Raw genomic sequence first — 25,991 nt, 5'->3', positions numbered from 1 at the left:
AGGTTTATTGTCAATTTATCCAAAGATATTATTTTTTGGGGATTGATAACAAATGCAAATATTTTTATCCATACTCATTTGCCTTTTGATATAAAAATTGTTTGAACTTGAAAAGACATATTGTATTTTGGGACTTATTCAGCAAAATACAGGGTATTTGACACCCACAAACGATATCAAAACCATGAATAGTAAAAAAGATAACCGCCGCGAATTTTTAAAATCAACCGGAACTGCAGTTATAGGTAGTTCCTTATTGCCCTTTGGATTGAGTATTCCGCATGCTCAGGCAGCACGCAGGGAACCACTGAAAGTTGGTTTGATTGGTTGTGGGGGGCGCGGTACAGGAGCAGCCGCCCAGGCACTGAAAGCAGATAAAGACGCAGTTTTGACTTGTATGGGAGATATTTTTTCCGATTATCTGGACGAGTCGTTCCAATCCCTGAAGAAAATCAATCCGGACCAGGTAAAAGTGGATGGGGCCCATAAATTTGTGGGTTTTGATGCTTATCAAAAAGTATTGGATGCGGGAGTAGATGTGGTGATTTTGACCACCCCTCCGGCTTTCCGTCCTGCCCACTTCAAAGCTGCTGTAGATGCAGGCAAACATGTCTTCTGTGAAAAACCCGTAGCCGTGGATGCGCCGGGGGTCAGGAGCGTTTTGGAAACTGCCAAAAAGGCAAAAGAAAAAGGGCTCTCCGTGGTATCGGGATTTACCTTTCGGTATGACTTTCCCAAAAGGGCTTTGTTTAGCCGGATACTGGATGGCGAAATTGGGGATGTGACTACGGTATTTACTGCCAGAAATGGTGGAGGACTTTGGTACAAACCCAGGCAGGATAACTGGACGGAAATGGAATACCAATTGAGAAACTGGTATTATTATGATTGGTTGTCCGGGGATTATATCGTAGAAATGATGGTGCATAGTTTGGACATGATGTCCTGGGCACTGGGAGACAGGCTACCCATTCGCGCCACGGGAACAGGCGGAAGACAATCCCGGACGGAGGAGCAATGGGGAAACATTTATGACCATTTTGCTATCGAATACGAATATGAAAACAATATCAAGGGAGTTCATTTCAGCAGGCAGCAAAAAGGTTGTTCCAATACCAACAAAGTGGACATTGCAGGTACAGAGGGATTTGCTTCGGTAGACATTGGAAAAAGGGTGCATGCCACCATGGGTGCCAATCGTTGGGATTACGATGGAGAGTTCAATAATCCATATGAGACCCAGCACGAAGAGCTTTTTGCCTCCATCCGTGCAGGGCAACCCATGAATGAAGGGGAATTGATGGCCAACAGTACCATGCTTGCCGTACTTGGACGTATGGTGGGCTATAGTGGGCAGACCATTACCTGGGAAGAGGCCATGAAAAGCGAACATAAACTCGGACCGGCTGCAGAAGATTACCGCTGGGATCTGGTAGTGGATGTCCCTCCGGCTGCTGTACCAGGAGTAACCAAGGTAGTTTAACAAATAACCAAAACATAGATCTGTATTTTATGAGGATTGCCCAAAATTTAAGTGCCCTGCTGTTATTTTATTTTTTTTCTTTGGCAGGTGTAGCTGCCCAGGATTATTTATTCGACTTTGGAAAGGAGCAGGATCTGAATGCCTTGATCCAGGGGAAAAGTAAGGAAGAAAACCCCATGAAGTGGTATGATGTCAATACAGGTGAAGATACCTGGAGGTTTGAAGGCAATGAGCTCGTTTGTGAAGGCCTGCCCATCGGTGTCATCCGTTCTGAAAAGCAATATGAAAATTTCATCATGTATGTGGAATGGAAGCACATGGAAGCCGGGGGCAATTCAGGTACATTTGTCTGGTCCAGTGCTGCACCTGGCGAAAACCGACTTCCGGATGGGGTTGAAGTACAAATGCTGGAACTGGATTGGGTAAACCAAAATAAAAAGGAAAACGGAGAGTTACCCCCAATTGCCTATGTGCATGGGGAGCTTTTCGGTGTAGGTGGGGTGGAGACTATTCCCGATAATCCCAGGGGCACAAGAAGTAAATCCATCGAAAACCGCTGTTTAGGAAAGGGTGAATGGAATACTTACGTGGTTGTATGTGTGGATGGGGTCATTAAGTTGTCTGTCAATGGGAAATTTGTCAATGGTATCCGGCAATCAAGTCAGAAAAAGGGCTATATCTGCCTGGAGTCAGAAGGAGCACCCATACATTTTAGAAACCTAACTGTGACCCCATTGCCTCCGGGAGTTACTTCTGCAGAGCAGATTGCTCCCTTATTGTCTAATCCATAAACCAAACCCTAAAAATGGCAAAAGATTTATCTGAATTTCATGAACTGCTGACGGATCTGTTCGAATGGCCAAAAAGTCAGGAGGAATGGGAGCAATACAGACTTTCTCCGGAGCAGGTTAAATTCTTTAAAGAAAATGGATATTTGTCCCACATCAAACTGTTGGAAACCTGGCAGGTAGATAAATTAAATGAAGAATTAGAAGCATTGACAGACCCTGAACATCCAGGGAACGAACTTTTTTATGAATTTAAATCCAATGAATCCACGGATCCCGACACGGTGTTGTTTCATTCACTGGGACACTGGCGCATTAAGGATGGTTTTCACGATATTTTATGGAACCCGGCTTTTGTGATGGCTGCCAGCCAGTTGCTTGAAGACAAATCCGTCAGGTTCTGGCATGACCAGTTGTTTTGTAAACCGGCCAGGCATGGCGGGGTAGTGGCCTGGCACCAGGATTACTCTTATTGGACCCGTTCCGTTCCCATGCAGCACCTCACCTGTTGGGTGGGATTGGATGATGCGGATACCCAAAATGGCTGCATGCATTATGTTCCTGGAAGCCACCGCTGGGGCCTGCTGGATAAACCTGAACTGGCAGGGGACATGGATGGTATAATGGATTACCTCAATGAAGCGCAAAAGGAAGAATTTCAACCTGTACCTATAGAAATGAAAAGAGGTTATGGGACTTTCCATCATCCACTTTTGGTCCATGGTTCTTACGAAAATAAATCTGAAAGATCGAGAAGGGCCTTTGTCCTGAATGTTTTTGCCGATGGTACCCAATCTAATACTCATGAAGAATTACTGGCAGGGGTGCCTGTTTTTTCTCCCGGAGAACAACTGAAAGGTCAGTTTTTCCCTATTTTGATTGATAGGGCAAAAGAATATCCTAAGGCTTAAATTGAATATGGGAATTCACCTGAAACGAAACAAGCCTTTATGGTTTTGGTTTGTTGTATTGGTTTTAATTTTTGCGCTGTGGGGAAGTCTTCATCTTTGGAAACCTCAACAGGAAAATTTGGAGGGGTTTACTGTTCCGGAAGGATTTGTAGTAGAAGAAGCTACCCTGCCAGGTTTGGTAAAATACCCCATGTTTGCCGTATTTGATGACCAGGGGAAACTTTTCGTGATGGAATCAAGTGGGGATACGGAAAGTACAGACAGTATTCTGGCAAATCCTGACTTTCAAATTTTGCTTCTCGAAGACACAGATGCGGATGGTATTTTTGATCATAAGACCGTATATGCGGATAGTTTGCCCTTCCCTATGGGTGCTGTTTATCTGGATGGAAGCCTCATTGTAACCGCTTCACCAGATTTGGTGAAGTTAACGGATAATAATGGAGATGGGGTTGCAGATGAAAAGGAAGTACTTTTATCCGGCTGGACCCTTAACCACAACGCTGCTATTCTGAGTGGACCATTTATGGGTCCGGATGGATGGTTATACATGGCGGATGCCAGAAGGGGTTATGACATATTAAGTAAAGAGTTTGTTCATTTTAAGGGGAAAGGGGCAAGGATCTGGCGCTGTTTGCCCAATGGCAGTCAACTGCAACAATTTGCCGGAGGTGGATTTGACAATGCCATTGAGCTGGCATTTACACCTTCAGGTGAAGTTCTGGGCACCATGACTTATTTTACAGATCCGAAGGGAGGTTTCAGGGATGCCTTGATGCACTGGGTTGAAGACGGGGTTTATCCCAAGTCACATCCTGTAATACAGGAAGACAATCTGGTCCGGACCGGTGAATTAATGCCTGTCATGCATCAGATGGCAAGGGTTTCTCCCTCTGGTTTGATGAGGTATCAGAGTTCCTTCTGGGGGTCTGATTTTGAAGGAGACCTTTTTCATGCAGAGTTTAATACCGGAAGGATAGTACAGACCAATTTGACAGTTCAGGGTGCCAGTTTTGATACCGAAAGTTATCATTTTCTTACTTCTCAGCGATCAGATTTCCACCCTACCGATGTTTTGCAGGAGCCGGACGGTAACCTCCTGCTCGTGAATACTGGTGGCTGGTTCATTGCAGGTTGTCCCTTGAGCAGAACAGCAAAGCCTGAGGTAGCTGGTGGAATCTTCAGGATCAAAAAATTGCCTGATAAAGCCAAAACAGATGACCTTTGGGGAAAAAAGATCCCCTGGGAAGACCTGAACATGGGGCAATTAGCAGGGCTATTGGAAGACCCCAGAATCAGAGTTGCGGAAAAGGCAGGAGAAAAAATGCTCAGGGAACCATTGATGGCCATTCCCTATCTGATTAAATTGATGGAAGAACATCCAGAAGAGCAGGTTCGGGCAAAGGCTGTTTTTTTATTGTTCAGGACCCAAAACCCCAGAGCATGGAATCAAATTATAAAAGGATTAGATGATGATAGTGAACTGGTAAAAACTGCCGCAGCAAGAGTTTTGGGTATGGCAGAAGTGAATACTGCTGTGGATGAACTGCTGGCTGTTTTGACCAATAACCCTCCCTTACCCCTGGCCAGGCAGCTGGCTACTGCCCTTGGGCAGATTGGATCTCCAATGGCTACAATGCCCCTTCTGGAAGCGATGGAAAGTTATCCTTTTGACCGTTATTTCGAGCACGCGGCTATTTATGCCTTGATAGAAATGAAGAATGAGGAACAGCTTTTAGCTATTTTGAAGGCTAAGGGGTTCAATAAGGCCGCTTTGATTGCATTGGACCAAAAGGGATCTGAAAAATTAGAAGAAAAGGACATTGCCCCTTACCTGATTTCAAAGGACAGCGTAGAAAAGCATACCGCAGGTTGGCTTTTAAAAAATCACCCCGAATGGGAACAATCCTTTCTTGCTTATCTGAATGCATGCCTGGAAAATGGGAGTTGTAAGGAATCGACCATGATGGAGTTATGGCCTGTTTTTGTCAACAAACTATCCGTACAGGGCTTTTTGACAAATCAAATGAAGGGCGAGGATAAAGAAAAAAAGCTACTGTTAATCAACCTGCTTCAGGCCCATCCTCCAAAGGATTTTACCCAAGCATTACAGGAAAGCCTGATCCGATCGATGAATATTGGTGAAACTGGGATCAAAGAAGCAATTGTTCAGCTTATAGCAAGCATGGGTATACCTGATTTTAATCAAGAGTTGCTCTATTTGGCACAATCGGATAGCCTGGACACTGCGCTAAGATTAAAAGCTTATCAATCCCTGATTGGTAATGGGAAGGAAGTAAGCGAAGCAGAATTTCGATGGATAGCCCTGCAATTTTTGGCCAAAGATCATCAGCAAACAAAGCATTTATCTGCCAGCTTAATTAGAAACCTGAATGTGACTCCATCAAGATTAGAATGGATAATGAGTGAAATTCTTCCGCAGGTTTCTGATGCAAACATATACTACCTGTTGGAGAGCCTTCCTGAAATTACTAACCCGGAACTTTTGCATGTCCTGGAGGAAAACTTGCTCGGAAGAAAGGCAATTTGGGACAAGCTTTCCATAAGCCTGGTAAAGGATATATTTCAAGGCAATGATAAAGTTTTGCTGGACAGTTTGACCCGACATCAGGAAGGACGGCTAGCACATTTGGAAGGCCTTTCAATGGAACTACTATCCGGGGATGTAGATCGTGGCAGGGAAATATTCTTTGGTAAAGGGACCTGCGGCAATTGCCACGCTGTGGCTGAGAGGGGAGGTGCTTTTGGTCCAGACCTTACGAATATTGGAGAAATCCGAAACAGGCACGATATTTTAGAAGCCATTATTTATCCAAATGCAAGTTTTGCCAGAGAGTACGAAACAATGGCTTTAAAGACAAAAAACCAGAATTATATTGGCATTATCCGTGCCTTTGAGGAGGGCAGGTATGCATTGGCTGTGGGACCTGAAACTGTTGTGCAAATAGATGAAAATGAGCTTCTTGAAATAGTTTCTTCCAGTCAATCGCTAATGCCGGCAGGCCTCGAAGAAGTGCTTGATCTTCAGGAACTGAGCGATTTAATGGTTTATTTGGAATCTTTGCCGGATGGATTGCAACACGGTGAATAATGAAAGCGGCTTATATGGCCTTCAAACTTTCTAACAAATAATTGTTTCGGATTGATTTCAAGAGACTTGTAAAGGGTTAAATGGAATTCTTTTTAACCCAGAAGAAAGAATTGAGCTGAAGTTCCTTTCGTTAGGATAAAATTTTATAAATTGGACTGAATCTATAAAAAGATAAACCTGAAATACAAAAAAATATCAACCATGACCCGGAAAACAATAAAAATACTAGTAGTCGGCTGTGGGAATATGGGAGCATCCCATGCCCTGGCTTATCACCAACTTGATGGTTATGAGATTGTAGGCCTGGTATCAGGAGGGAAAACAAAGGAAATTCTTAATGAAAAACTTGGGGGAGGTTATGCCCTATATGATGATTATTACAAAGCCATGGATGCTACCCATCCTGATGCAGTAAGCATTTCTACCTATCCGGATACACATGAAACTTTTGCTATTGATGCATTTGAGAGAGGTTGTCATGTATTCGTGGAAAAGCCGCTGGCCGATACCGTAGAGGGAGCCAGAAGGGTGGTCAATGCTGCCAGGAAAAATAATAAAAAACTGGTAGTAGGCTACATTTTGAGGCACCATCCTTCCTGGGAGAAATTTATTGAGATGAGTCAAAAGCTGGGCAAGCCCCTGGTCATGCGCATGAATTTGAACCAGCAAAGTGAAGGTAAGATGTGGACACTGCACCGAAACCTGATGAAAAGTCTTAGTCCCATAGTGGATTGTGGCGTGCATTATATTGATGTCATGTGTCAAATGACCCGTTCTAAACCCATTCAGGTATATGCTATAGGAGCAAGATTAACAGAAGTGATACCAGCGGGTAATTACAATTATGGTAACCTTCAGATCAGGTTTGAAGATGGGTCCGTGGGTTGGTATGAAGCCGGATGGGGACCAATGGTCAGTGAAACGGCATTTTTTATCAAAGATGTTTTTGGGCCTGCCGGCTCCGTATCCATTGTTGCCAAAGAAGCCGGGGGAAGTGGAAAATCTGACAGTATCGAAGCCCATACCAAAACAGAGTCTTTATTGTATCATCGCTCAGAACTGGACAAGAATGAAAAATTTGCCCATGATGATAGATGGATTGATTTAAAGGATGAGCCGGATCACAACGCATTGTGCAAGCGCGAACAGGAATATTTTCTTCAATCCATTCATGAGGATACGGATTTGAGTAACCATATGGAAGATGCTGTCAATAGTTTGAGAATAGCTTTTGCATGTGACGAATCTGTAAGGACTGGAAAAGTGGTACCCTTGTAATACGGGGGCTCCTAATGATTTTCCCCATCATTTTATTTTTCATGTATGCTTTTATAAATAAAAGATATGTCAAAAGAGTTTAAACCTGAAAATTTTCAGGTTGGCATCATTGGTCTTGGGTTGATGGGCAGTAGTATTGCTGCCTGTATGTTAATGGCGGGGCATCCGGTGGTGGGCGTGGAACTACTGCCTGATGCCATGGAAGCTGGTGCTCACAGGGTTAGGAATCATTTCAAATTGGCAGCTGAAAAGGGGTTGATTCAGGGTAAAGCGGAGACTTATCTTAAAAACTTTTCTGTCTCAGGAGATTTAGAAGCCTTAAAAAACAGTCAGCTTGTTATTGAATCCATCAAAGAGGATAAACAATTAAAATCTGAAATCTTTCAAATACTGGACGGTATTGTAGGTAAAGATACGCTCATAACAACCAATACTTCGGCTATTCCGATTACTGCATTACAGCAGTTTGTCAGTAATCCCGGTAGGTTTTTCGGTTTACACTGGATGGAACCTGCCTATACTACCCGTTTTCTGGAAGTGATATGTGGTGAAAATAGTGATCCGGAAAAAGCACAATTTCTTTATAACCTGGGAGATTTATGGCAAAAGGAAACAGTTTTGGTTAAAAAAGATCTTCCGGGATTTATTGCCAACAGGTTGATGTATGCCATGTATCGGGAGGCCATGTACCTGGTCGATGGTGATTATGCTACCGTGGAAGATGTGGATAGGGCATGCAGAAATGTAGCAGGATATTTTCTGCCCATGATGGGCGTTTTTCGCTGGATGGACTTTACCGGTATTGGGAGTTACAGGGAGGTAATGAAAGACTTGTTCCCTACACTAAACAATGATGCGGCTCCGGGTAAGGTAATCAATGAGATTGTAGATGCCGGAGGAAAGGGCATTTTCAACGGGCATGGATTTTATGAGTATACCCCTGAGGAGAGGGAAATCTGGCAGGAACTTTATAACGAGTTTTCCTATGAAATCAGAGAACTTACCCTGAAATATCCCGCAGATATTATCCATAAAAAACTGGAGGAGAAAAAGGCTTTACAAGCGTCAGGACTACCAAAAGGAAATCAGGATAAGAAAGATTAATGTAAGGCTGGCTTAACGGGTAGCTTTTTGACTACCCCGCCTTCGAATTCCATCATTTCTTGCAAACGGTCGTAAACGATTTTCTCATCAAAATATTCCAGTGTCAGTTCTACATAAATGTTGCCATGTTTGGCTTCTGAGGTCCATAGGTTTTTGTAGAATTTCTTTAGGTCTTCATCTTCCTGGGCTTCAGAAATCATTCTGAACCTTTCACAGCCCCTGCATTCTACTATTGATCCCAGAAGCATGCGTGATAAAAACCTGCTTTCGGGAGTTCCTCCATGGGTTAATGGCATCAATTGCCGGATGTAGGGATCCTCCTTCATTTCTTTATTCAATGCCACTTTTCTTTGCTGCATGAGTTCAAATACCTGTTGGAAATGCTCCAGTTCCTCTATGGCCGTCTCGATCATGTCTGGAATGATTTTTTCCCGGTCAGGGTATTTGGCGATCAATGAAGTCGCCATGGCGGAAGCTTTTCTTTCGCAATCCGCATGGTCCTGAAGGAAGGCATCAAAATCGCCCATGACTGCATCCAGCCAGGCTTGGGAAGAAGAAGTGGTAAGGTCTATGGAATATTTCATGTGTTTATAATTGTTGTAGAGCTGTCATAATTTCCCCCGTAGCATTGATTCCACACTCCGGGGAGAATTTCGCATGTTGTCCGGATACCTATCCGGGCATCCCTTTGTCTGTCCCTTCCGTTATGCCTGGTTACATAAGGGGTAAATAGAATTTAAGTCATTAAAGAAAGCAAATGTAGTATTTCTTTTTCATTTTTGAAGTCTCTAAGCATATGACCAAACCCATGCAGGAATTAATCCAAACCTATATCCATAGATTTCAGGTAAAACCGCCCTTTTTCCCTGAATGTCCTTCAGCTGACCTGTGTATGGTAGTGGTTATACCCTCCTTTAAGGAGCCGGATATAAGGAAAACTTTAGAGTCGCTGTATCAATGTGACGCTCCGGACGGGATTGTGGAAATCATAGTGGTGATCAATGCTGCTGCCGGGTCAAGTCAATCTGTTCTGGAGGCAAATCAAAAAACGGTAGACCAAATAGAGTCCTGGAAAGACCAGCACAAACAGGGATTTTTACAGATCAAAGTCATACGAGAGGAAAAGCTAGCAGCCAATAAAGCAGGAGCAGGATGGGCGAGGAAAATAGGCATGGATGAGGCCCTGAGGCGTTGGGGAATGCTGGGAAAGGATGGGCCTATTCTGTGTTTGGATGCCGACTGTGAAGTTTCTCCTGATTATTTTCAGGCTGCCCAAAGAGGTTTCAGCGATCCGGCCATCAAATTGGCCCATTTCCAATTTGACCATCTTTATCGACTGGAAACTGACCAACAGTTACAGTTGGGAATCATTCAATATGAACTTCATCTCCGCTGTTATATTCAGGGATTGAAATGGGCCGGGTATCCCTTTGCCTGCCACACGGTAGGTTCCTGTATGGCGGTAAAAGCATCAGCTTATGCCAGGTCGGGGGGCATGAATAGGAGAAAGGCAGGCGAGGATTTTTACTTTATGCACAAGTTACTTCCTGTAAATGGGTTTACCTACTTGTCAGGTACGGTTTATCCTTCTTGTCGGATATCCGACCGGGTACCCTTTGGGACAGGCAGAGCTCAACTGGAATATTTGGCAGCTACAAATCCGGAAAAATTGACCTATCATCCTGATATTTATCGCTGTATGAAATCATTTTTTATTCAGGTGCCTTTATTCTTTTCGCAAAAGGCCGAAGAGTTAGACCTACCCCATCCCATCCATGAGTTTTTGAAAGAAGTGAATTTTGAAAGTCAGGTTGAAGAAATAAGGAGACAATCCAGCAATAAAGCCGCCTTTTTCAAAAGATTTTGGCAATGGATGGATGGCTTCATGGTACTCAAGCTGACCCATTACCTCAGGGACCGGTATTTCCCTAATTTACCCGTTAAAATTGCGGGCAAAGAACTGCTATTTCTTCTTTCAGGACATTCCAAAAATGGTGAATTGACAGATTTACTGGAAGCCTTCAAAGCGCTGGACAGTTTTCATTTTTCCAGGGGGTAAATCAGCAAGAAAATCTGTTGGTTTTCTTCCAAATCAATCTCAAGCCCTTCTAACAATTCCTTACCCCTATAGGTTTGCCTGGTTTCTCCTGAAGGGAAGTGGACCTGGTATTTTTTCTCCGGGGAAATGGTAAACCATTCAGGGAATTGATTGATTCTGGGATAGTCCAAAGGCAATCGGAAAATCTCTTGGTGTCTGGGTACATCAAAATTGATTTTACCTTTCCAGGGTTCCTCACTTAACAGGGTAATAAGGATCCCATTTTCTTTTGGAATGGCACCCATGTATAATTGCCTGGACCATGGCTTTGCGGTCAGGCCCTGGCTTTTCCAGAGACAATACATCAGCGTGGTCCTGGCAAAGTTTCCATCTCCATGCCAACCCTCAATGATTCCATTTCCCTGATAGGCTGTGGCCCCACTTCTGTGAGCAGAATCCTGGAGAGACCACATGTGTTGGGTTTGGGTATCGATCCAATTGGCAGTTGCACTGTTGTTTTCCCGATTATACAGGTTGAGGGCAGATTCAATAGCATCTGCATATCCATCCGCACTGCCTCTTTCCCAATCATAATATTCGTATTGATCCAAATTGGCCAATGCTGTCAAAACTGCATTTCTGTAAGCTTCATGTTGGTCCAACAAATAAACCCCATAATAGGCATTGAGGGTATATCCAAAAGTATCTGCAATACCTTCATCCAGGATTTCTCCGGTTTGGGGGTTAATTTGATTATAAAAAAGGCCGTGGCCATTGGTGCCTACTTCCAATATGCGATCCAACATGCGGTATATGGCATCCTGATAAGCTGATTTCTTTTCCTTTGCAGCAAAAGCAGTAGTAATGTACAATTCACATAAACCTGAAACAATCTCGCACCCATGATCCCGGAGGCGTAACACTTCGAAGTCATCTGTAGGGTGCTGCTCACCCAGCAAATAATAATCACCAAGACGGATGGCCCAGTCCAGGTATTTTTTTTCTCCAGTCATCCAGTAGACCCGGGAAAGAACCTGTAACAATTCCCCGTTTACTTCCACATTCAAGGAGGGGAGTAACCCATATGGTGTTTCATATTCGGCATGCTTCCAAATGTCATCCACAAGCTCGATCATCCTTTCTGACCAGGCCGTTTGCCCAATGTATTCTGTAAGAGGCAATAATCCGTCTTTTACATATTCTGATGCCCCAAATATGATCTCATCTTTGTTCAGGATTTCTTGTTCAAATCCTTGTTTTGAAAATGAGTAAGTGTCTGGAAGCCGGTCCAGTCTATTGGATAGATTTTTTTCTTTTTCAAGGATTTGCATCATTTTGCCCTGGTACAAGTTGCTGTCCAAAATGGCTGCTGTCATTACCATAAATGGATAATTGTCTGCCGCTGCATCTTTAGCATTCCAAATGTCTTTGCTATCACCCAGGTTTCGGGGTATAAGACCGGTTTCAGGATCAGCATGTTTGAGCCAATCATCAACAAATTTCAAGGAACGGCTATATCCTTCATGTGCCAGATATCCATTCTCCATGGCCTGAGATACTTCTTCTTCTGTAGGGGAAGGAATTTTCTCTTTACAAGCACTCAGACACACACTTACAGCAAGGATGATGAGGAATAACAATTGATGGAGCGAAGTTGAATCTAAATCATTTTTCATTTTATGGGCTATTGAAGGACCAAACCTTCTTCAAAGGAGGCCCTGATAACTTGATGTGGTGATGTTTGGCTTACAAAATAGGTGCCCGTGAAATTTTCTTCATAGCTTTCGGCAAATAAAGGGTTGTTCAAGCCATTGAATTGAACTTTAAGTTTATAAGCCGCCTGGCCCTGGTAGGTCAGGCTTTCCTGAACTTCAACGGAGGCATGTATGTAAACAGGTCTGATGAGAAGCCTTTCCCGATTTGAATCCTGTCCAATATTCAGTACCATTTTAGGGCTTACATCAAAAAAAGCCAAATCAGTTTTATACCCATCTTCCAGGGGAAGTTGGCTCAGTATACCATAAAATTGATAAATATCAAACAACCCTGAATTGGGCACCATTAATTTTTGCAGTCCCTGTGTTTCATTTGAGGCAGTAATGGCGATGCTGTCGCCTTCATAGGTTACTGATATGGCAGTGTTATGGAAATCAAAAGACCTGGATTCCGGAAATCCATTTTCGTTTTTCAGAATTAATTCAACAGGAAGTAATTCCAGCCCCTCAGTATTCATAGAAGGATTAAAATCTCCAGATCCTGAAGAAAGGGCATATTTTTCCGCCTCCCTAAAACCACTAATGGTAGTGACTAAAAATGGCTCAAAATTGTCTGAGATCTTTGCCTCTGTTTTTAGATTGTTGTTTTCAAATAATTGTAAAATCCCGGTCTTGAGTTTTACCGTATCGCTGGTTTCATCAAAAGATTTAAATATTTCCATGAAACCAGCATTTATTTGCTCCACCTGCTTGTAGGTGAGTCTCTCTGCTAATGCTGGCTGTTCATCAGGATTTCCCGGAGGTTTATACCTGACAGCGATCTTTTTCAAACCGTCACTATCGCTTTCCTCCTGAAAATCAATATTCCAAATGGGTAAGTTTTCGAATGAAAAAGTGAAGTTTTTTTCCCAGGGTACTTGACCCAATTTCACAGGTAAAGTCAAATTCTTCAATTGTACAAAAGTTGGTGAATTGCCTTCAAAAGCATTATTCGTCAAGGGTAAAAAGGTTGGGGAGGGTTTTGGATCAATCAATATTGACTGGCTATGGTAGTTTGCTACCGGAATCAATTCATCGGGATTCAATAAATCCATGTCAAATGGGTTGATTTTAAAAAAAGATTTGGTTACTAGGTTTTCCGGTTTTAATGCATATTTGCTTATGGTCAGGGTTTCCTCAGGCTTTCCTTCTATTTTATAAATATAAAAAACATCCTGCCGGTTGTCCCCTTCATTGACAGCAAATATTCCAGGTTCTCCCCGATAATCAGGAATAAGAAATTCGAAACTTTGGTTCATGGCAGTACCTTCAGCCAATCCGGAACCTTTTAAAACTTCTGAACTGGGTATATAACTAATTTCTCCTGATGAAATAGGAATGGCTCCATTTCTGGTGAAAATTTCACCATCAAGATCATTAATCAATGGCATTGGAATATCCTGCTGATCGATATTCAAGTGAATTACCAGTTGTATTCCTGAAGTTTGAGCAAAGGAAATATTTCCCTTCACACTTACTTTATTATTTGTTGTTTCGTAAGTGAACCCTTCATTTGATTCCGCAGAAGAAAAGTTACCGTCTTTCAATAAAGGAATACAAGGGGTAGGGTAAAAACTTTTCCTGTCAATGGTTCCTGCCCAGTTTTCATCGGAATTTAACGGTTTTTTAAGTACCAATTCATTCCAGCGGATGATGGGGGTTGATAGCGATGTCAATATATCCGGTAATAAAATATATATCCGCTCTTTTCCCCCTGGAAAAACCCTGACATGATTAAGAGGAATCTGAACTGTTTTTTCAGGAGAAATTATTTCCACATAGTTGGCAGGCATACCACTGGTAATGAATGATTCCGGGCATGGCTGTGTATTACCGGCAGCATATACCATTAAATGGAATACCAAAGTAAGCGTTAAGGTTAATGCGTATTTTTCAGGCATAACTATCTGTTTTATTTAAACCACCATCCAAAACACCTTAATTTAGCATAATTTGATCAAATAAAAAATCATTGGGGATTTGGTCCAAAAAGGGTTAAAAATAAATTCTTCTTAAGGATTCTTTTCCATCAATTATTTTCGGTGGTTTTTATTGGTGCAGCCACAAATTGACACATACGATTTCACTTTGATTGCATCCAAAATGGAAAATCCTTAGTATTACCTGTTTTATGAAAAAGAAATGAAGACTTCCCAAAACCCAGGGAATCACCATTGGTTTATTAGTTCAAAGAGAGGCTAGCCAGGAGTCGATGTGTTTATTAAAAGTGTGGCAGTCTTCCCGGTCAGCGGCGATGAAACTATTGTCATCAAGGGCTCCCAATACCATATCTCTTTCCTCAAGATCATTATAGACCATGTTTCTGAATTTGTTGTCATAGTCCTTTTTTCTCGATACCAGGGTTTGTTCAGACAGCCAAGACCTAAAGGATTTTGCTGAAACGAGTAATTTTTTCAGGTGATCAATGGTAAAATCTTTGGATCCATCATATTTAAGAAACATTGAAAAGGCATGTATGGTCTTTAGTTTCCCATATTCCTGTCCCAGTTTTTGATAGGATTTGTGCAATTTTGACCAGCTGCTGATTTCTCCTTTTTTTATTGCGGACACAAGTTTATCCAGATCGGTTTGCTGGATCATTTGTCCACCCATGTTTACCCATGTTTCGGGAGCTCCGCTTTTTGATAATAAAGCCAAAATATCGCTGAAATTTGGGTATTGCCCTTGGTTCCTGTATTCAAGCAGGCAATGAACGGGATAATATTGAAGCAGTTGGCTGTAGATCCTATAGGCACTCATCACTTTGATTACCCGCACCTTTCTGCTGCTGTTTTCCCATCCCTTGGCAAAAATATTTAACCGATCAACCACTGGATCTTCCGTGATCAATAATTCTCTTCCTTTTTTTCGAATCGATTCATTGGTAGGCGCTTTATCTGGGGGATATTGCCTGAAATAAGATTGTCCGCACAAATCCTCAAGTATAGAAATACCAAGTAGCACTTCCATCATGCTGTCGGGGCCTAAAAAATGAAACTCCAATTTTTGTATTTGGTCGATCCGCTTGTCCCGATCTTTGTATTTCCAGGCGTTTCTTGCCAGTGCATACATGTTATATTGAAACCAGTAGGCAGGCATTACAATCAATTCATCCCTGTGCACATCATTACTCATCAGTGAAAATGGCAGGGGAATGTCCATTTCTGCCGGGTAATCTCCCTTGGTGATCAGATTGAAAGTCGCAAATCGGGAATTGTGCTTCAGGCTGACACACAATCCCGGCCAAAATCCTCTTCCTGCGATAAGTTCCCCATCAGCACCTCTGGAGTTATGGTTAGAACCCACTGTCGCCCCCGCAGCCATGTTGCTTTGGCCCTGAATCAATGCCGCACAAAGAAAGGAATTATTGTGGTGTTGCTCATGGGCTGGAAAAATCAGGGAATTCAATACTTCACAACAGGAAATGGTGGCATTGGAGCCCAGGTAACTGTTGATCAAACGGGCGCCGTACTTCAGTTGAGAGTGGGAGGCCATTAAAAACCTGACGGCCTTAACACCATAAAAGACCGTGCAGCCTTCGCTGACAATACCGTTTACCAATTCGCAGCCCTCACCAATTTGAGTACCAGAATCGGGCGTGGAGTGGATGGTCAGGTTTTTCAGTTTGTTGGCCCCTTTGATATAGGCATCAGAACCAATCCACACATCTTTGATAATCAGTGTGTTTTTGATAATACAGCGGTCTCCCACTTTTCCATAATACCCCCTTTTATGGTCAAAAGCTTTTTGGGTAAAGGCAAGAAATTGATTTTGCAATTCCAAGTCTGCACGGTACCTGGACCAAAGCCAGGCATCCCCAGGCAACATTCCACTGAAGGGGGCTACTCTTCTGCCTCCGTTTTCATTACAAAGCTCCAGCCATATCCTGACATCTTCTGATTCACCCTCCTTTACGATACCATTACCAAATTTGGCGTGGCTTGTTGTTGCCATTTCATTGACGTTCACCAAAACCACTTCATTGCCGAGGATATAATGCGAAAGGTAGCGCACATTATCAATGACAACGTTATCTCCGATATCACAGCTGATGATATTGCTGTTGTAAATACCAACTGGCATCCGGAGGTTATGGTATTCCAGGAAACATGGTTCCAATTTCCCAATTCTGACAAGGCCAAAGAATTTACAATTCTTTACCAAATCGGGATTAAATGCATCAGCAACCAGAATTTTGTTCCAATCATCCGATTGGTTCCGGTTTCGGACCAGTAATTCAATTTCCTGGGCGTTAAGGTTTCTAAAGTTGGTTTCTGATCTGTTTTGCCTGTTTCTTAAATAGTATTCGTCTTTTCCTTTCGGTAAGAATCTTTGATCAATAAACTGATAGCCTAAGGCGGATAGGGGATGCCGGGTAATTTTATTCATGGCTGCATTTCCGATTTAAGTTATTCAACAGTGACGGATTTGGCCAGGTTTCTGGGTTTATCCACATCCAGGCCTTTGGCCAAACCGGTGTAATAGGCCAATAATTGCAAGGGGACTACACTCAACAGAGGGGCCAGGATTTCATCAGCAGCAGGTACAGCTATGGTTTCATCAGCTATCTCATGGAATATCGTGTCATTTTCGGTGATGATGGCCAAAACTTTACCTTTTCTGGCTTTTATTTCCTGCGCATTACTGACCAGTTTTTCATGATAGGCATCTTTAGTGGCAACAAATACTATGGGAAGGCCTTCTTCTACCAATGCTATCGGACCGTGTTTCATTTCCGCGGCAGGATAGCCTTCAGCATGGATATAGCTGATTTCCTTTAGCTTTAATGCCCCCTCCAATGCGATGGGGAAATTGTAACCCCTGCCCAGAAAAAGAAAATCTCTGGCATCTTTGTATTTTTCTGCTAGGATTTTTATATCATCAGCCTTTCTCAGTACCTCATTAATTTTTTCCGGAATTAAAGCCAGTTCATTGATCAAATGCAGGTACCGTTCCTTGGTTATTGCACCCTTGGCAAAGCCCAATTTCATGGCGATGAGATACAGCACTGTCAACTGGGCTGTAAAAGCTTTAGTGGATGCTACGCCGATTTCCGGTCCGGCATGTGTGTAAGCACCTGCCTGAGAAAGTCTCGCAATACTTGATCCTACCACGTTTACCACCCCAAAAATAAAAGCTCCTTGTTTTTTTGCATTCTCAAGTGCGACCAGGGTATCGGCAGTTTCCCCACTTTGAGAAATGGCAATGATTACGTCCCCTGGGTGTATCACCGGGTTTCGGTACCTGAATTCCGAAGCATATTCGACTTCAACGGGGATTCTGCAAAGCTCCTCAAAAACATACTCTGCCAAAAGCCCTGCATGCCAGGAAGTGCCGCAACCCACCAGGATAATACGTTTGGCCTCCTTCAACAGGTCCAGGTGCTTGTCTATTCCTCCCATTCTAATGGTTCCGGCTTTGGGGTCTAATCTTCCCCGAAGACAATCAAATACAGCGGTAGGCTGCTCGAATATTTCCTTTAACATGAAATGGTCATACCCCCCTTTTTCTATGGCCGCCAATTCCATGTCCAGTTTGGTAATAAAAGGAGTAATCCGTTCGTTTCCTGGATTTTTCAATATAAGTTCATCCGGTTTTACGATGGCCATTTCATAGTCATTGATATAGACGACCTCCTTGGTGTACTCGATAATAGGAGAAGCATCAGAGGCTAAAAAATGCTCATTTTTGCCAATTCCAATTACCAAAGGACTGCCCTTTCTTGCGGCAATCAAGGTGTCTGGATGGTCCTGGTCGAGCAAAATAATTACATAGGCACCTACAATGCGCTTTAAGGCAATCCTAACCGCTTCTTCCAGGCTTTTAGCATCATGTTTGTAAATGTCCTCTATAAAATGCAACAGTACCTCGGTATCGGTATCACTTTCAAAAACATAGCCCTTACTGACCAGTTCCTTTTTAATAGGGGCAAAATTTTCAATGATCCCGTTATGTACCATTGCCAGCTTACCTGAAGAAGAACGGTGAGGATGGGCATTTCTGTCTGAAGGCTCCCCATGTGTTGCCCATCGGGTATGTCCTATACCTGCCTGCGCATGAAGGTTTTTTCCTACCAGGGAAGCTTCGAGTTCGGCGACCTTCCCCTTCTTTTTATAAATTTCCAATTTTTTATCCAGTAGTGCTACTCCGGCACTATCATAACCCCGGTATTCCAGCCTCTGAAGACCTTTTAGAATGATTGGATAAGCTTCTCGGGAACCAATGTATGCAACGATACCACACATATGAAAATATCAAAATATTATTTTATAAAAGTATTTCGGTGTATGTAATTGCGAAATTTAATAAATAAAAAGTAACAAATACAAATGCATGATTTGTTGATCTTAGTTAAAAAAAATATAAAAGTTATTGAGAAAAAACTAATTTTTATGCTTTGGATAAAAGTTAATTTAAAAGTTTAAGAATTTAAGTCGTCGAATCTTTAAAATTGATCTTGCAGAGTAAATTGATGGTTTTCCTTTAAGAATCGCTGGAGGCATGCTGAAAGTATTTATTTTTATTATTTTAAAAATATTTTACCTATTTTCTGATAAAAAGGGGTTTACCCAGTTTCTATAGAGCTGGTGTAATTCCTCTAATTTTGCAGGATTTTTTTCGGAAAGGTTATTTGCTTCCGTTACATCGGAATCAAGGTTCACCAAATATAGTTTATCGGATTCATCAAAGCTTAGTTTTCCTGTAGGATCATGTGGGTTGCCCAATAATTTCCAGGGGCCTTTTCTTACAGCCCAGGAATGATTCTCATTATCAGGGAACCCGGTAGCCCAGTACATAATTTCATGGGGACTGGGAAGCTCCTGATTCAATATCAGGGGCAATAAATTTTTTCCATCAATCTGTGTTTCGTTTTCCAGGGGGATTTGCACCATTTCTGCCAATGTTGGCAACCAATCCACACTACTTGCCCACTGTTCACGGGTTTCATTTTGCGGTAGCTTGGCAGGATAACTGATGATCGCCGGAACGCGAATCCCTCCTTCCAACATGCTGAACTTGGCCCCATTAAAAATCCCGGAATCTCCACCGCCAAAGAAGGCCCTTTCTTCTACACTGTGTCCGTGATCAGACTGGAAAACAATAATGGTGTTTTCCAATTTCCCGGAAGCAGCCAGATAAGCATACACTTCACCAACCAGCCCATCAATGGTAGAAACGAAAGCAGCATACTCCTTCCGGGGACTTTCCAGTCCTGAATATTCCTCCAGCCATTTGGGATCACCCTGATAAGGATAATGGGGCATATTGATTGTCCAAAATGCAAAAAATGGTTTTGGGTCTTTTTCTTTTATGAAACCTAATAATTCGGAAACCATCAGGTCTCCAAAAAACTGCCCGGGTCTGTAGATTTCCTTTTCGTTTTGGTAAAGATCGTGCAAATTGGGTCCATTCCAATAAAAGAAGTGTGAGAAATTGTCGATGCAACCCCGCTGATGGCCGAAAAAATAATCAAAACCTTGCCCATTGGGAAGCTTTTCAGGAGTATGTCCCAAGTGCCATTTTCCGATAAGGCCGGTACGGTAGCCATTTTTTTTAAATACCTCTGCCATGGTGATTTCGGATGTTGGCAGCCCTGAGCGCCCTTCCGGATCCCGATGCGGAGGGGCAACATTTCCAAAAAGTCCGGCATTAAAATTGTATTTCCCGGTCAACAGAGATGCCCGGGACGGGGAACAAACGGGTGCTCCTGCGTAAAATTGAGTGAATTTTACTCCTTTTTCCGCAATTAAATCCAAATTTGGTGTTTGTATATCTGTAGCACCATAACTTCCCAAATCTTTATATCCCTGATCATCCGTTAAAATTACCAGTATATTTGGCTTATCCTGGGCATGTAGATTGTTCGAAAGGGTTACGATTAGAAGGAAAAATGTAAAAATTGCCTGCATCTTTTGGTGTCCTGCTTTTATTGTTTTGGGTGATTTTAACATTTGGAAGAAATAGAATTTTTTTGTAAATATTTTAAATTTGGGTAATGCAAACCAATTGATTAATCTTACTACCGGATTTGCAACAGAATGAGGACAATGCTTCCTTGGAACACAGATTAATACTGATTTAAAGGTTATTAGCGTCCCGGATGTCTGTTTTAACATTGCCTGTTAGGATATTTTCATTTGAATTCAAGTTTTGAACTATTTAACCTGTAGCCGGAATTTAAATATAAGCTTTTTATAAAAAAGAAATCACTGGCAGAAAATAAATTATTGGTTATGCGGGGAATGGAGTATCGGAATAATACCACATTTGGTAAGCCTGTGATTTGGAATTTCCGGCATGTCCCTTGTGAAATCTGGTGATGATCTGGAAATTCTACTTAATTAAATATGGGTTTTCCCCTTTTTATCTTAAATTTTAGCCCAATTGTGTATTTAATAATATTAGCTCAATGAAAATAAGGTCTATTTGTTATACGTTTGTTTTATTGGTAAGTCCCCTTTTTGCTTCTTTTGGACAGGAGCATTTGAATTGGATCAACCCACTTAAATCTGGGAATGCAAATATCGTTCACGGGCAGGGGGAAGGAGCGACAGCTTTTTCCAGATTGCCTGAATCAATGGAGGATGAGGTAAGGGGGCCAGTTTGGGGGCTTTCCAGGCACGCGGCCGGCCTTAAATTGAAATTTGCCACCGATGCAAAAAAAATCACCATCAGGTATACCGTTTCCCGAGCTCATGGTATGCCCCATATGCCAGCAACTGGCGTTAGTGGTTTGGATTTGTATACTAAATCCGATGCAGGCCAATGGATTTGGGTAAAAGGAAACTATTCTTTTGCCGACACCATTAAATATGAATTCCCTATTGTAGCTGATTTGAAGGGCAACAGAAATTTTGATCTCTATTTACCCTTGTATAACGAGGTTTTATTTTTGGAAATTGGTCTTCCTGATGATGCTGAATTTGACTTTATTTTAAATGACCCAGCCGAATTGCCCCTGGTGGTATATGGTACTTCCATAGCTCAGGGAGCCTGCGCATCCAGACCAGGTATGGCCTGGACAGCTATTTTGGAAAGGAATCTCAACCTTCCCCTGATCAATTTGGGTTTTTCGGGAAATGGTCAATTGGAAGATCCATTGATAACCTATTTGGGTAAAATAGAAAGCAGCATCTATATATTGGATTGCTTGCCGAATTTGGTGCGCGATTCTTTCGATGAAAAGGTAGTAAAAGAGAGAATTGTTTCTGCTGTAAATTATTTGAAGGAAAAAAGACCCGATACTCCCATCCTTTTGGTTGACCATGCAGGCTACACCGATGACCTGATTAATAAAGATAGGGAAGAAGCCTATCAACTTAGAAATCTTTGGTCGAGACAAGCCTACGAACAGTTGGTAGCTGGAGGTGTCGAAGAGCTTTATTATTTGAGCAGGGATGGAATTGGATTGAGCATGGATGCCACTGTGGATGGAACTCATCCTTCTGATCTGGGAATGGACCAATATGCAAGGGGGTACACTGCCCTGATTAAAGAAATTTTAAACAAGTAATGTCACGAAAAAAATCACAATATCCCAAATTGTCTATTTCATTTATTATAAAATAAGTGATCTATTTAAGGTTCGAGGTTTAAAATTTTCAGGGCATTATTTCGGTAAACCTTTTCCAATACATTAGTGGGAAGGTCATATCCGTGCATGGCCCAGTGGTAGGAGGAAATGTTTCTGTCATAGAAATGCTCATCTGCTGTCTCCAGAATTCTTAGTGTAGTACGGTACATTTCTTCGCTGATCCCCATATCCGTGCCATATACCAACCGATCTGCATATTGGGTATAAAACTTTTTTACCGTTCTTGGAATTGTTGCGGTTTCCGCATACCGCGCACTGTTATCTGCATACAGATTGGGATACTTGTCAAAAAGATTGCCAAGGATACCCAAATCAAAACTGCTATTGGCGTAATGGCAGGCAATAAATGTCGTTTTCGGGTTTTGGGCAACTGCATCTTCTAAAATAGCGATCATTCCTCCATGATCAACGATCCCTTTTTGGTCATCAAGCCGCCATTTGAATGCATTCATCAACCCATCGTTTCTGGCATCCATTGGCTGGTACATCCAAATGGGCTCGGCTACGTGAATACTTACAGGCATGCCGAGTTCTGCACATTTTTCCAGCAAGGGTTTCATTTTGGGATCGTTGATGTGCATGCCAAAAGCTTTGGTTGGTTTGGAATAAAACAAGCCTTTACCTTTATCTCCCAATTCCCCGACGCCTTTTGCCCCGACCGAAAAGCACCTTTCAAGTTCGTTTATAGCCGCATCCCCAAAATCGTCTTCTTCAAACCCTGAATAATCGAAGCCACAATAGAGGATAAAACGATCTGGGTATTTGTTGTAAACAGCAACAAGTGAGTCAAATGCAGCACCCGTTTGATAACTTTGGATGATCGTTTTTTCTATGCCTACCTTGTCCATGATTTTTACCCATTCATCCAATTCTGCTTCTGATTTCGCATAGGGGTGGGCATGCATATCTATGACAGGAAATGCAGCCTTTTCCACAGCAGGACCAATGCTTTGGTAAAGGGATTCAGGTTTGTAATCCTTTAATAGTAGGGAATTCACATTTTCTTCCGCAGATACTTCTTTTTCAGGAGTTTGTACTTCTTCATTACATCCGGTGCAGACCAGAAAACAAAAGGTCAAAATAGGAAGGAGAAAGGAATGGCGGGTTACTACAAGGGTGCTTTGCATTATCAAGATGCTGTTTAATGGCCGATGACTGGATTGTTTTAGGAAATCAGGGGATTAAGAATAAGAAAATTACAGAAATATTTTAAATTAATCTCTTTACCATTCATAATATTTTTATAAAATACTGTTTGAAGCAGGTTATTGAAAAGCTATCTTTGACAATCATCTTTCCATATATTTGATCATAAAAGCATTTATTTATCTTGAATATGGCTTCAAGCCCAAAATTAATTGACCAAAGGCTTGGTTCTCTTGATACTTACAGGGGGATTACCATGTTTCTTTTGGTGGCGGAATCCGCCTTGATATACCGTGCCTTACTTGACATGTTTTCTGAAGGGAGCCTGGGGTTTCTGTTTTTTCTCCAATTTACCCACCATCCCTGGAACGGGCTTCGGTTTTGGGACTTGATTCAGCCTTTTTTTATGTTTATAGTTGGGGTGGCCATGCCCTTTTCTTTAAATAAGAGATTGTCCAAACAAGGGGATAGAAGCAAAGTGACCCGCCATATAGTAAAACGTTGCCTGCTATTGTTTTTATTTGGGACAGGTTTGCATTGCGTTTATGCGGATGCCATTGTTTTTGAGCTTTGGAATGTACTTACCCAACTGTCTTTCACCATATTACTGACGTATTTTTTGATCCGGCAGCCATTTAAAATTCAACTGGCTATTTCCCTAGGGCTGTTGGTATTGACGGAGATCATGTACCGCTTATATGATCCTGCTTCACCTTTTGTGAAAGGAGAAAATTTTGGGTCTTTTACAGACCTTCTCCTGATGGGTAAGTTAAGCGGAGGTGGTTGGGTGGCCATCAATTGTATTCCTACTGCCGCCCATACCCTATGGGGGGCGATGTGCGGTAATGCATTATTGTTACATCAATCTTCTTCCAAAAAAATAATCAAATACTTTGTTTTGGCAGGCATGTCAGCATTGCTTATTGGATACGGTTTGGACTGGGCGGGCATCACGCCAATCATTAAGAGGATAAGTACAAGTGCCTTTGTATTTGCTTCCGGAGGTTGGGCCATATTGGCCCTGGCGTTGTTCTATTGGCTGATTGATGTAAAAAAAGTTAAAGGTTGGACATTCTTTTTTATTATTGTCGGCATGAACCCGATATTCATTTACCTGTTTGCCCAGATTTTGGGACATGACTGGTTGACCGGTTTTGTAAGAATTTTCAATTATGGGACTTTGGGTGCACTTGGCTTGCCGGAAAATGTATTGGAATTAATTAACGCCGTATTTACATTGGCAATCATGTGGTACCTGTGCTATTTTCTATACAGAAAAAAGCTGTTTTTTAAAATTTAGAATGATGTCTGACAAATAAACATGCAATTGAAACGATTGACAATTAAACTGAAATAAATATGAGTAATAAAAGAAGAGAGTTTTTAAAACTATCCGGCCTTGCCGGAATAGGGATGATGGGAACTGGTTTTACAGGACTTTCCCGGGAAGAACAGGAAAAAGTGCTTGTTCAAAGTACAAAACAGCATGTCCAAAGGTTCAACATGTCAGGTTTTTCAGCCCCCAAACTGGATGTAGTAAGGGTAGGGGTTATTGGTCTGGGAATGAGAGGGCCTGGGGCTGTTAATCGTTTGAGTAAAATTCAGGGAGTTGAGATCAAGGCTTTGTGTGACTTAAGGCCAGAAATGGTGGATAAGGTGATGAAAAGTCTGGAGGGAACTTCGCATAATCCGGAGACCTATAGCGGATCCACCTTTGCCTGGAAGAAAATGGTGGACAGGGATGATCTGGACCTTATATACATTGCTACACCCTGGGAATGGCATACTCCTATGGCGGTATATGCAATGGAAGCAGGCAAACATGCCGTTTCTGAGGTGCCCATTGCGATTACCCTTGAAGAATGCTGGCAATTGGTAGAAACGTCTGAGCGGACCAAAAAGCACTGCATGCAATTGGAAAACTGTTGCTACGATTTTTTTGAGCTAATGACGCTAAACATGGCCAGAGATGGGTTTTTTGGTGATATCATCCATGGAGAAGGAGCCTATATACATGACCTTTTGGATTTGAATTTTCAAAAGGGTACCGGCTATCAGGACATGTGGAGATTGAAGGAAAACTACCGGAATGGTAATATTTACCCCACTCATGGTTTAGGACCCGTATGTCAAATCATGAATATCAACCGCGGAGACCAAATGGATTACCTGACATCCTTATCCAGCAATGATTTTCACATGAAAGCCCGTGCCGAGCAGTTGGCGGCAGAGGATAATTTCTTTGCATCTTTCGCGACTAAGAACTTTAGGGGAAACATGAATACCACATTGGTCAAAACCAAAAAGGGTAAATCCATAATGATTCAGCATGACGTCAGTTCTCCCAGGCCCTATTCCAGAATCCACCTTATCAGTGGCACTAAAGGAATGGCCAGAAAATGGCCTGTACCGGGTATTTCTACTGGTCATGGCTGGATGAAGGATGAGGAAGTAAAAGAACTGGAAGAAAAATACACTCCGGAAATCGTCAAAAAAGTGGGAGAAATGGCCAAAAAAATCGGCGGTCATGGCGGCATGGATTTTATGATGGACTGGCGATTGATTGACTGCCTTCGAAACGGCCTGCCATTGGATCAGGATGTTTACGATGCGGCACTCTGGAGTTCCATTACTCCATTGAGCGAGTGGTCGGTGGCCAACCGATCCAATTCAATCGATATTCCGGACTTTACGGCAGGAGCATGGGAAACCAACCAACCGGTGGAACTTACCCTTAAGGGGGGTGGTACCACAGGTGTGAATGCCTGATTGGAATAAAAAA

General features: G+C 42.3%; 17 protein-coding genes. 10 read left to right on the top strand and 7 right to left on the bottom strand.

All coding sequences use genetic code 11. From position 1 onward, the window contains the following. The first annotated feature begins 184 nt into the window (after positions 1-184). The 6 genes from HUJ21_RS13200 (at position 185) to HUJ21_RS13175 (ending at position 8,676) form a co-directional block, all read left to right on the top strand. A complete protein-coding gene (locus HUJ21_RS13200) occupies positions 185-1,483 on the top strand; it encodes a Gfo/Idh/MocA family oxidoreductase (protein ID WP_291370534.1) in 1,299 nt (432 codons plus the stop codon). A gap of 29 nt (positions 1,484-1,512) precedes the next feature. Next, complete coding sequence (locus HUJ21_RS13195) at positions 1,513-2,274, top strand: DUF1080 domain-containing protein (protein ID WP_291370532.1); 762 nt, start codon at positions 1,513-1,515, stop codon at positions 2,272-2,274. A 14-nt stretch (positions 2,275-2,288) separates the two neighbouring features. Further along, entirely contained in the window at positions 2,289-3,182 is an 894-nt protein-coding gene (locus HUJ21_RS13190) for a phytanoyl-CoA dioxygenase family protein (protein WP_291370530.1), read from the top strand. 7 nt (positions 3,183-3,189) lie between these two features. Beyond that, positions 3,190-6,294 carry a PVC-type heme-binding CxxCH protein gene (locus tag HUJ21_RS13185; RefSeq protein ID WP_291370528.1) on the top strand — a complete coding sequence of 1,035 codons (3,105 nt, stop codon included), beginning with the start codon at positions 3,190-3,192 and terminating at the stop codon, positions 6,292-6,294. A 201-nt stretch (positions 6,295-6,495) separates the two neighbouring features. Further along, a complete protein-coding gene (locus HUJ21_RS13180) occupies positions 6,496-7,572 on the top strand; it encodes a Gfo/Idh/MocA family oxidoreductase (protein WP_291370526.1) in 1,077 nt (358 codons plus the stop codon). A gap of 66 nt (positions 7,573-7,638) precedes the next feature. After that, entirely contained in the window at positions 7,639-8,676 is a 1,038-nt protein-coding gene (locus HUJ21_RS13175) for a 3-hydroxyacyl-CoA dehydrogenase family protein (protein ID WP_291370524.1), read from the top strand. On the opposite strand, the gene HUJ21_RS13170 is transcribed toward HUJ21_RS13175, so the two are convergent. Next, a complete protein-coding gene (locus HUJ21_RS13170) occupies positions 8,673-9,260 on the bottom strand; it encodes a tRNA-(ms[2]io[6]A)-hydroxylase (protein ID WP_291370522.1) in 588 nt (195 codons plus the stop codon). The genes HUJ21_RS13175 and HUJ21_RS13170 overlap by 4 nt on opposite strands. Before the next feature lie 224 nt (positions 9,261-9,484). On the opposite strand from HUJ21_RS13170, the gene HUJ21_RS13165 reads away from it, so the two are divergent. Continuing rightward, positions 9,485-10,735, top strand: a complete 1,251-nt coding sequence (locus tag HUJ21_RS13165) for a glycosyltransferase (RefSeq protein ID WP_291370520.1) — start codon at positions 9,485-9,487, stop codon at positions 10,733-10,735. Here the strand turns inward: HUJ21_RS13165 and HUJ21_RS13160 are convergent. From HUJ21_RS13160 to HUJ21_RS13140, 5 genes are all read right to left on the bottom strand, one after another. After that, positions 10,717-12,390 (bottom strand): hypothetical protein, encoded by a 1,674-nt coding sequence (locus HUJ21_RS13160; protein WP_291370518.1) that lies wholly within the window; start codon positions 12,388-12,390, stop codon positions 10,717-10,719. The two genes, HUJ21_RS13165 and HUJ21_RS13160, sit on opposite strands and share 19 nt — an antisense overlap. A gap of 8 nt (positions 12,391-12,398) precedes the next feature. Beyond that, positions 12,399-14,369: a hypothetical protein gene (locus HUJ21_RS13155; protein ID WP_291370516.1), complete on the bottom strand. Its 1,971-nt coding sequence runs from the start codon at positions 14,367-14,369 to the stop codon at positions 12,399-12,401. Between the two features lie 286 nt (positions 14,370-14,655). Next, on the bottom strand, positions 14,656-16,857 hold the full coding sequence (locus HUJ21_RS13150) for a DUF4954 family protein (protein ID WP_291370514.1): 2,202 nt from the start codon (positions 16,855-16,857) through the stop codon (positions 14,656-14,658). A 20-nt stretch (positions 16,858-16,877) separates the two neighbouring features. Beyond that, on the bottom strand, positions 16,878-18,713 hold the full coding sequence (gene glmS / locus HUJ21_RS13145) for a glutamine--fructose-6-phosphate transaminase (isomerizing) (RefSeq protein WP_291370512.1): 1,836 nt from the start codon (positions 18,711-18,713) through the stop codon (positions 16,878-16,880). Positions 18,714-19,007: 294 nt separating this feature from the next. Further along, a complete protein-coding gene (locus tag HUJ21_RS13140) occupies positions 19,008-20,420 on the bottom strand; it encodes a sulfatase-like hydrolase/transferase (protein ID WP_291370510.1) in 1,413 nt (470 codons plus the stop codon). A gap of 458 nt (positions 20,421-20,878) precedes the next feature. Between HUJ21_RS13140 and HUJ21_RS13135 the strand changes: the two genes are divergently transcribed. Next, on the top strand, positions 20,879-21,982 hold the full coding sequence (locus HUJ21_RS13135) for an SGNH/GDSL hydrolase family protein (protein WP_291370508.1): 1,104 nt from the start codon (positions 20,879-20,881) through the stop codon (positions 21,980-21,982). Positions 21,983-22,047: 65 nt separating this feature from the next. Here the strand turns inward: HUJ21_RS13135 and HUJ21_RS13130 are convergent, their stop codons facing one another. Continuing rightward, entirely contained in the window at positions 22,048-23,190 is a 1,143-nt protein-coding gene (locus HUJ21_RS13130; RefSeq protein WP_291370506.1) for an amidohydrolase family protein, read from the bottom strand. A gap of 209 nt (positions 23,191-23,399) precedes the next feature. Here HUJ21_RS13130 and HUJ21_RS13125 point away from each other — a divergent pair, with 209 nt between their 5' ends. Together HUJ21_RS13125 and HUJ21_RS13120 are read left to right on the top strand one after the other, a co-directional pair. After that, the gene (locus HUJ21_RS13125) at positions 23,400-24,509 is read left to right on the top strand and encodes a DUF5009 domain-containing protein (protein ID WP_291370504.1); all 1,110 of its coding nucleotides are present in this window, start codon (positions 23,400-23,402) and stop codon (positions 24,507-24,509) included. 59 nt (positions 24,510-24,568) lie between these two features. Next, a complete protein-coding gene (locus HUJ21_RS13120) occupies positions 24,569-25,978 on the top strand; it encodes a Gfo/Idh/MocA family oxidoreductase (RefSeq protein ID WP_291370502.1) in 1,410 nt (469 codons plus the stop codon). Positions 25,979-25,991: the final 13 nt, after the last annotated feature.

It is taken from the genome of Cyclobacterium sp., assembly GCF_014762705.1.
GTDB lineage: Bacteria > Bacteroidota > Bacteroidia > Cytophagales > Cyclobacteriaceae > Cyclobacterium.
This window is presented reverse-complemented; position numbering and strand designations above follow the sequence as displayed.

What these genes read in the sequence shown, in the direction of transcription:
- HUJ21_RS13200 (WP_291370534.1), top strand. Translation starts at nt 185, where the DNA reads ATGAATAGTAAAAAAGATAACCGCCGCGAATTTTTAAAATCAACCGGA.
- HUJ21_RS13195 (WP_291370532.1), top strand. Translation starts at nt 1,513, where the DNA reads ATGAGGATTGCCCAAAATTTAAGTGCCCTGCTGTTATTTTATTTTTTT.
- HUJ21_RS13190 (WP_291370530.1), top strand. Translation starts at nt 2,289, where the DNA reads ATGGCAAAAGATTTATCTGAATTTCATGAACTGCTGACGGATCTGTTC.
- HUJ21_RS13185 (WP_291370528.1), top strand. Translation starts at nt 3,190, where the DNA reads ATGGGAATTCACCTGAAACGAAACAAGCCTTTATGGTTTTGGTTTGTT.
- HUJ21_RS13180 (WP_291370526.1), top strand. Translation starts at nt 6,496, where the DNA reads ATGACCCGGAAAACAATAAAAATACTAGTAGTCGGCTGTGGGAATATG.
- HUJ21_RS13175 (WP_291370524.1), top strand. Translation starts at nt 7,639, where the DNA reads ATGTCAAAAGAGTTTAAACCTGAAAATTTTCAGGTTGGCATCATTGGT.
- HUJ21_RS13170 (WP_291370522.1), bottom strand. Translation starts at nt 9,260, where the DNA reads ATGAAATATTCCATAGACCTTACCACTTCTTCTTCCCAAGCCTGGCTG.
- HUJ21_RS13165 (WP_291370520.1), top strand. Translation starts at nt 9,485, where the DNA reads ATGCAGGAATTAATCCAAACCTATATCCATAGATTTCAGGTAAAACCG.
- HUJ21_RS13160 (WP_291370518.1), bottom strand. Translation starts at nt 12,390, where the DNA reads ATGAAAAATGATTTAGATTCAACTTCGCTCCATCAATTGTTATTCCTC.
- HUJ21_RS13155 (WP_291370516.1), bottom strand. Translation starts at nt 14,369, where the DNA reads ATGCCTGAAAAATACGCATTAACCTTAACGCTTACTTTGGTATTCCAT.
- HUJ21_RS13150 (WP_291370514.1), bottom strand. Translation starts at nt 16,857, where the DNA reads ATGAATAAAATTACCCGGCATCCCCTATCCGCCTTAGGCTATCAGTTT.
- glmS (WP_291370512.1), bottom strand. Translation starts at nt 18,713, where the DNA reads ATGTGTGGTATCGTTGCATACATTGGTTCCCGAGAAGCTTATCCAATC.
- HUJ21_RS13140 (WP_291370510.1), bottom strand. Translation starts at nt 20,420, where the DNA reads ATGTTAAAATCACCCAAAACAATAAAAGCAGGACACCAAAAGATGCAG.
- HUJ21_RS13135 (WP_291370508.1), top strand. Translation starts at nt 20,879, where the DNA reads ATGAAAATAAGGTCTATTTGTTATACGTTTGTTTTATTGGTAAGTCCC.
- HUJ21_RS13130 (WP_291370506.1), bottom strand. Translation starts at nt 23,190, where the DNA reads ATGCAAAGCACCCTTGTAGTAACCCGCCATTCCTTTCTCCTTCCTATT.
- HUJ21_RS13125 (WP_291370504.1), top strand. Translation starts at nt 23,400, where the DNA reads ATGGCTTCAAGCCCAAAATTAATTGACCAAAGGCTTGGTTCTCTTGAT.
- HUJ21_RS13120 (WP_291370502.1), top strand. Translation starts at nt 24,569, where the DNA reads ATGAGTAATAAAAGAAGAGAGTTTTTAAAACTATCCGGCCTTGCCGGA.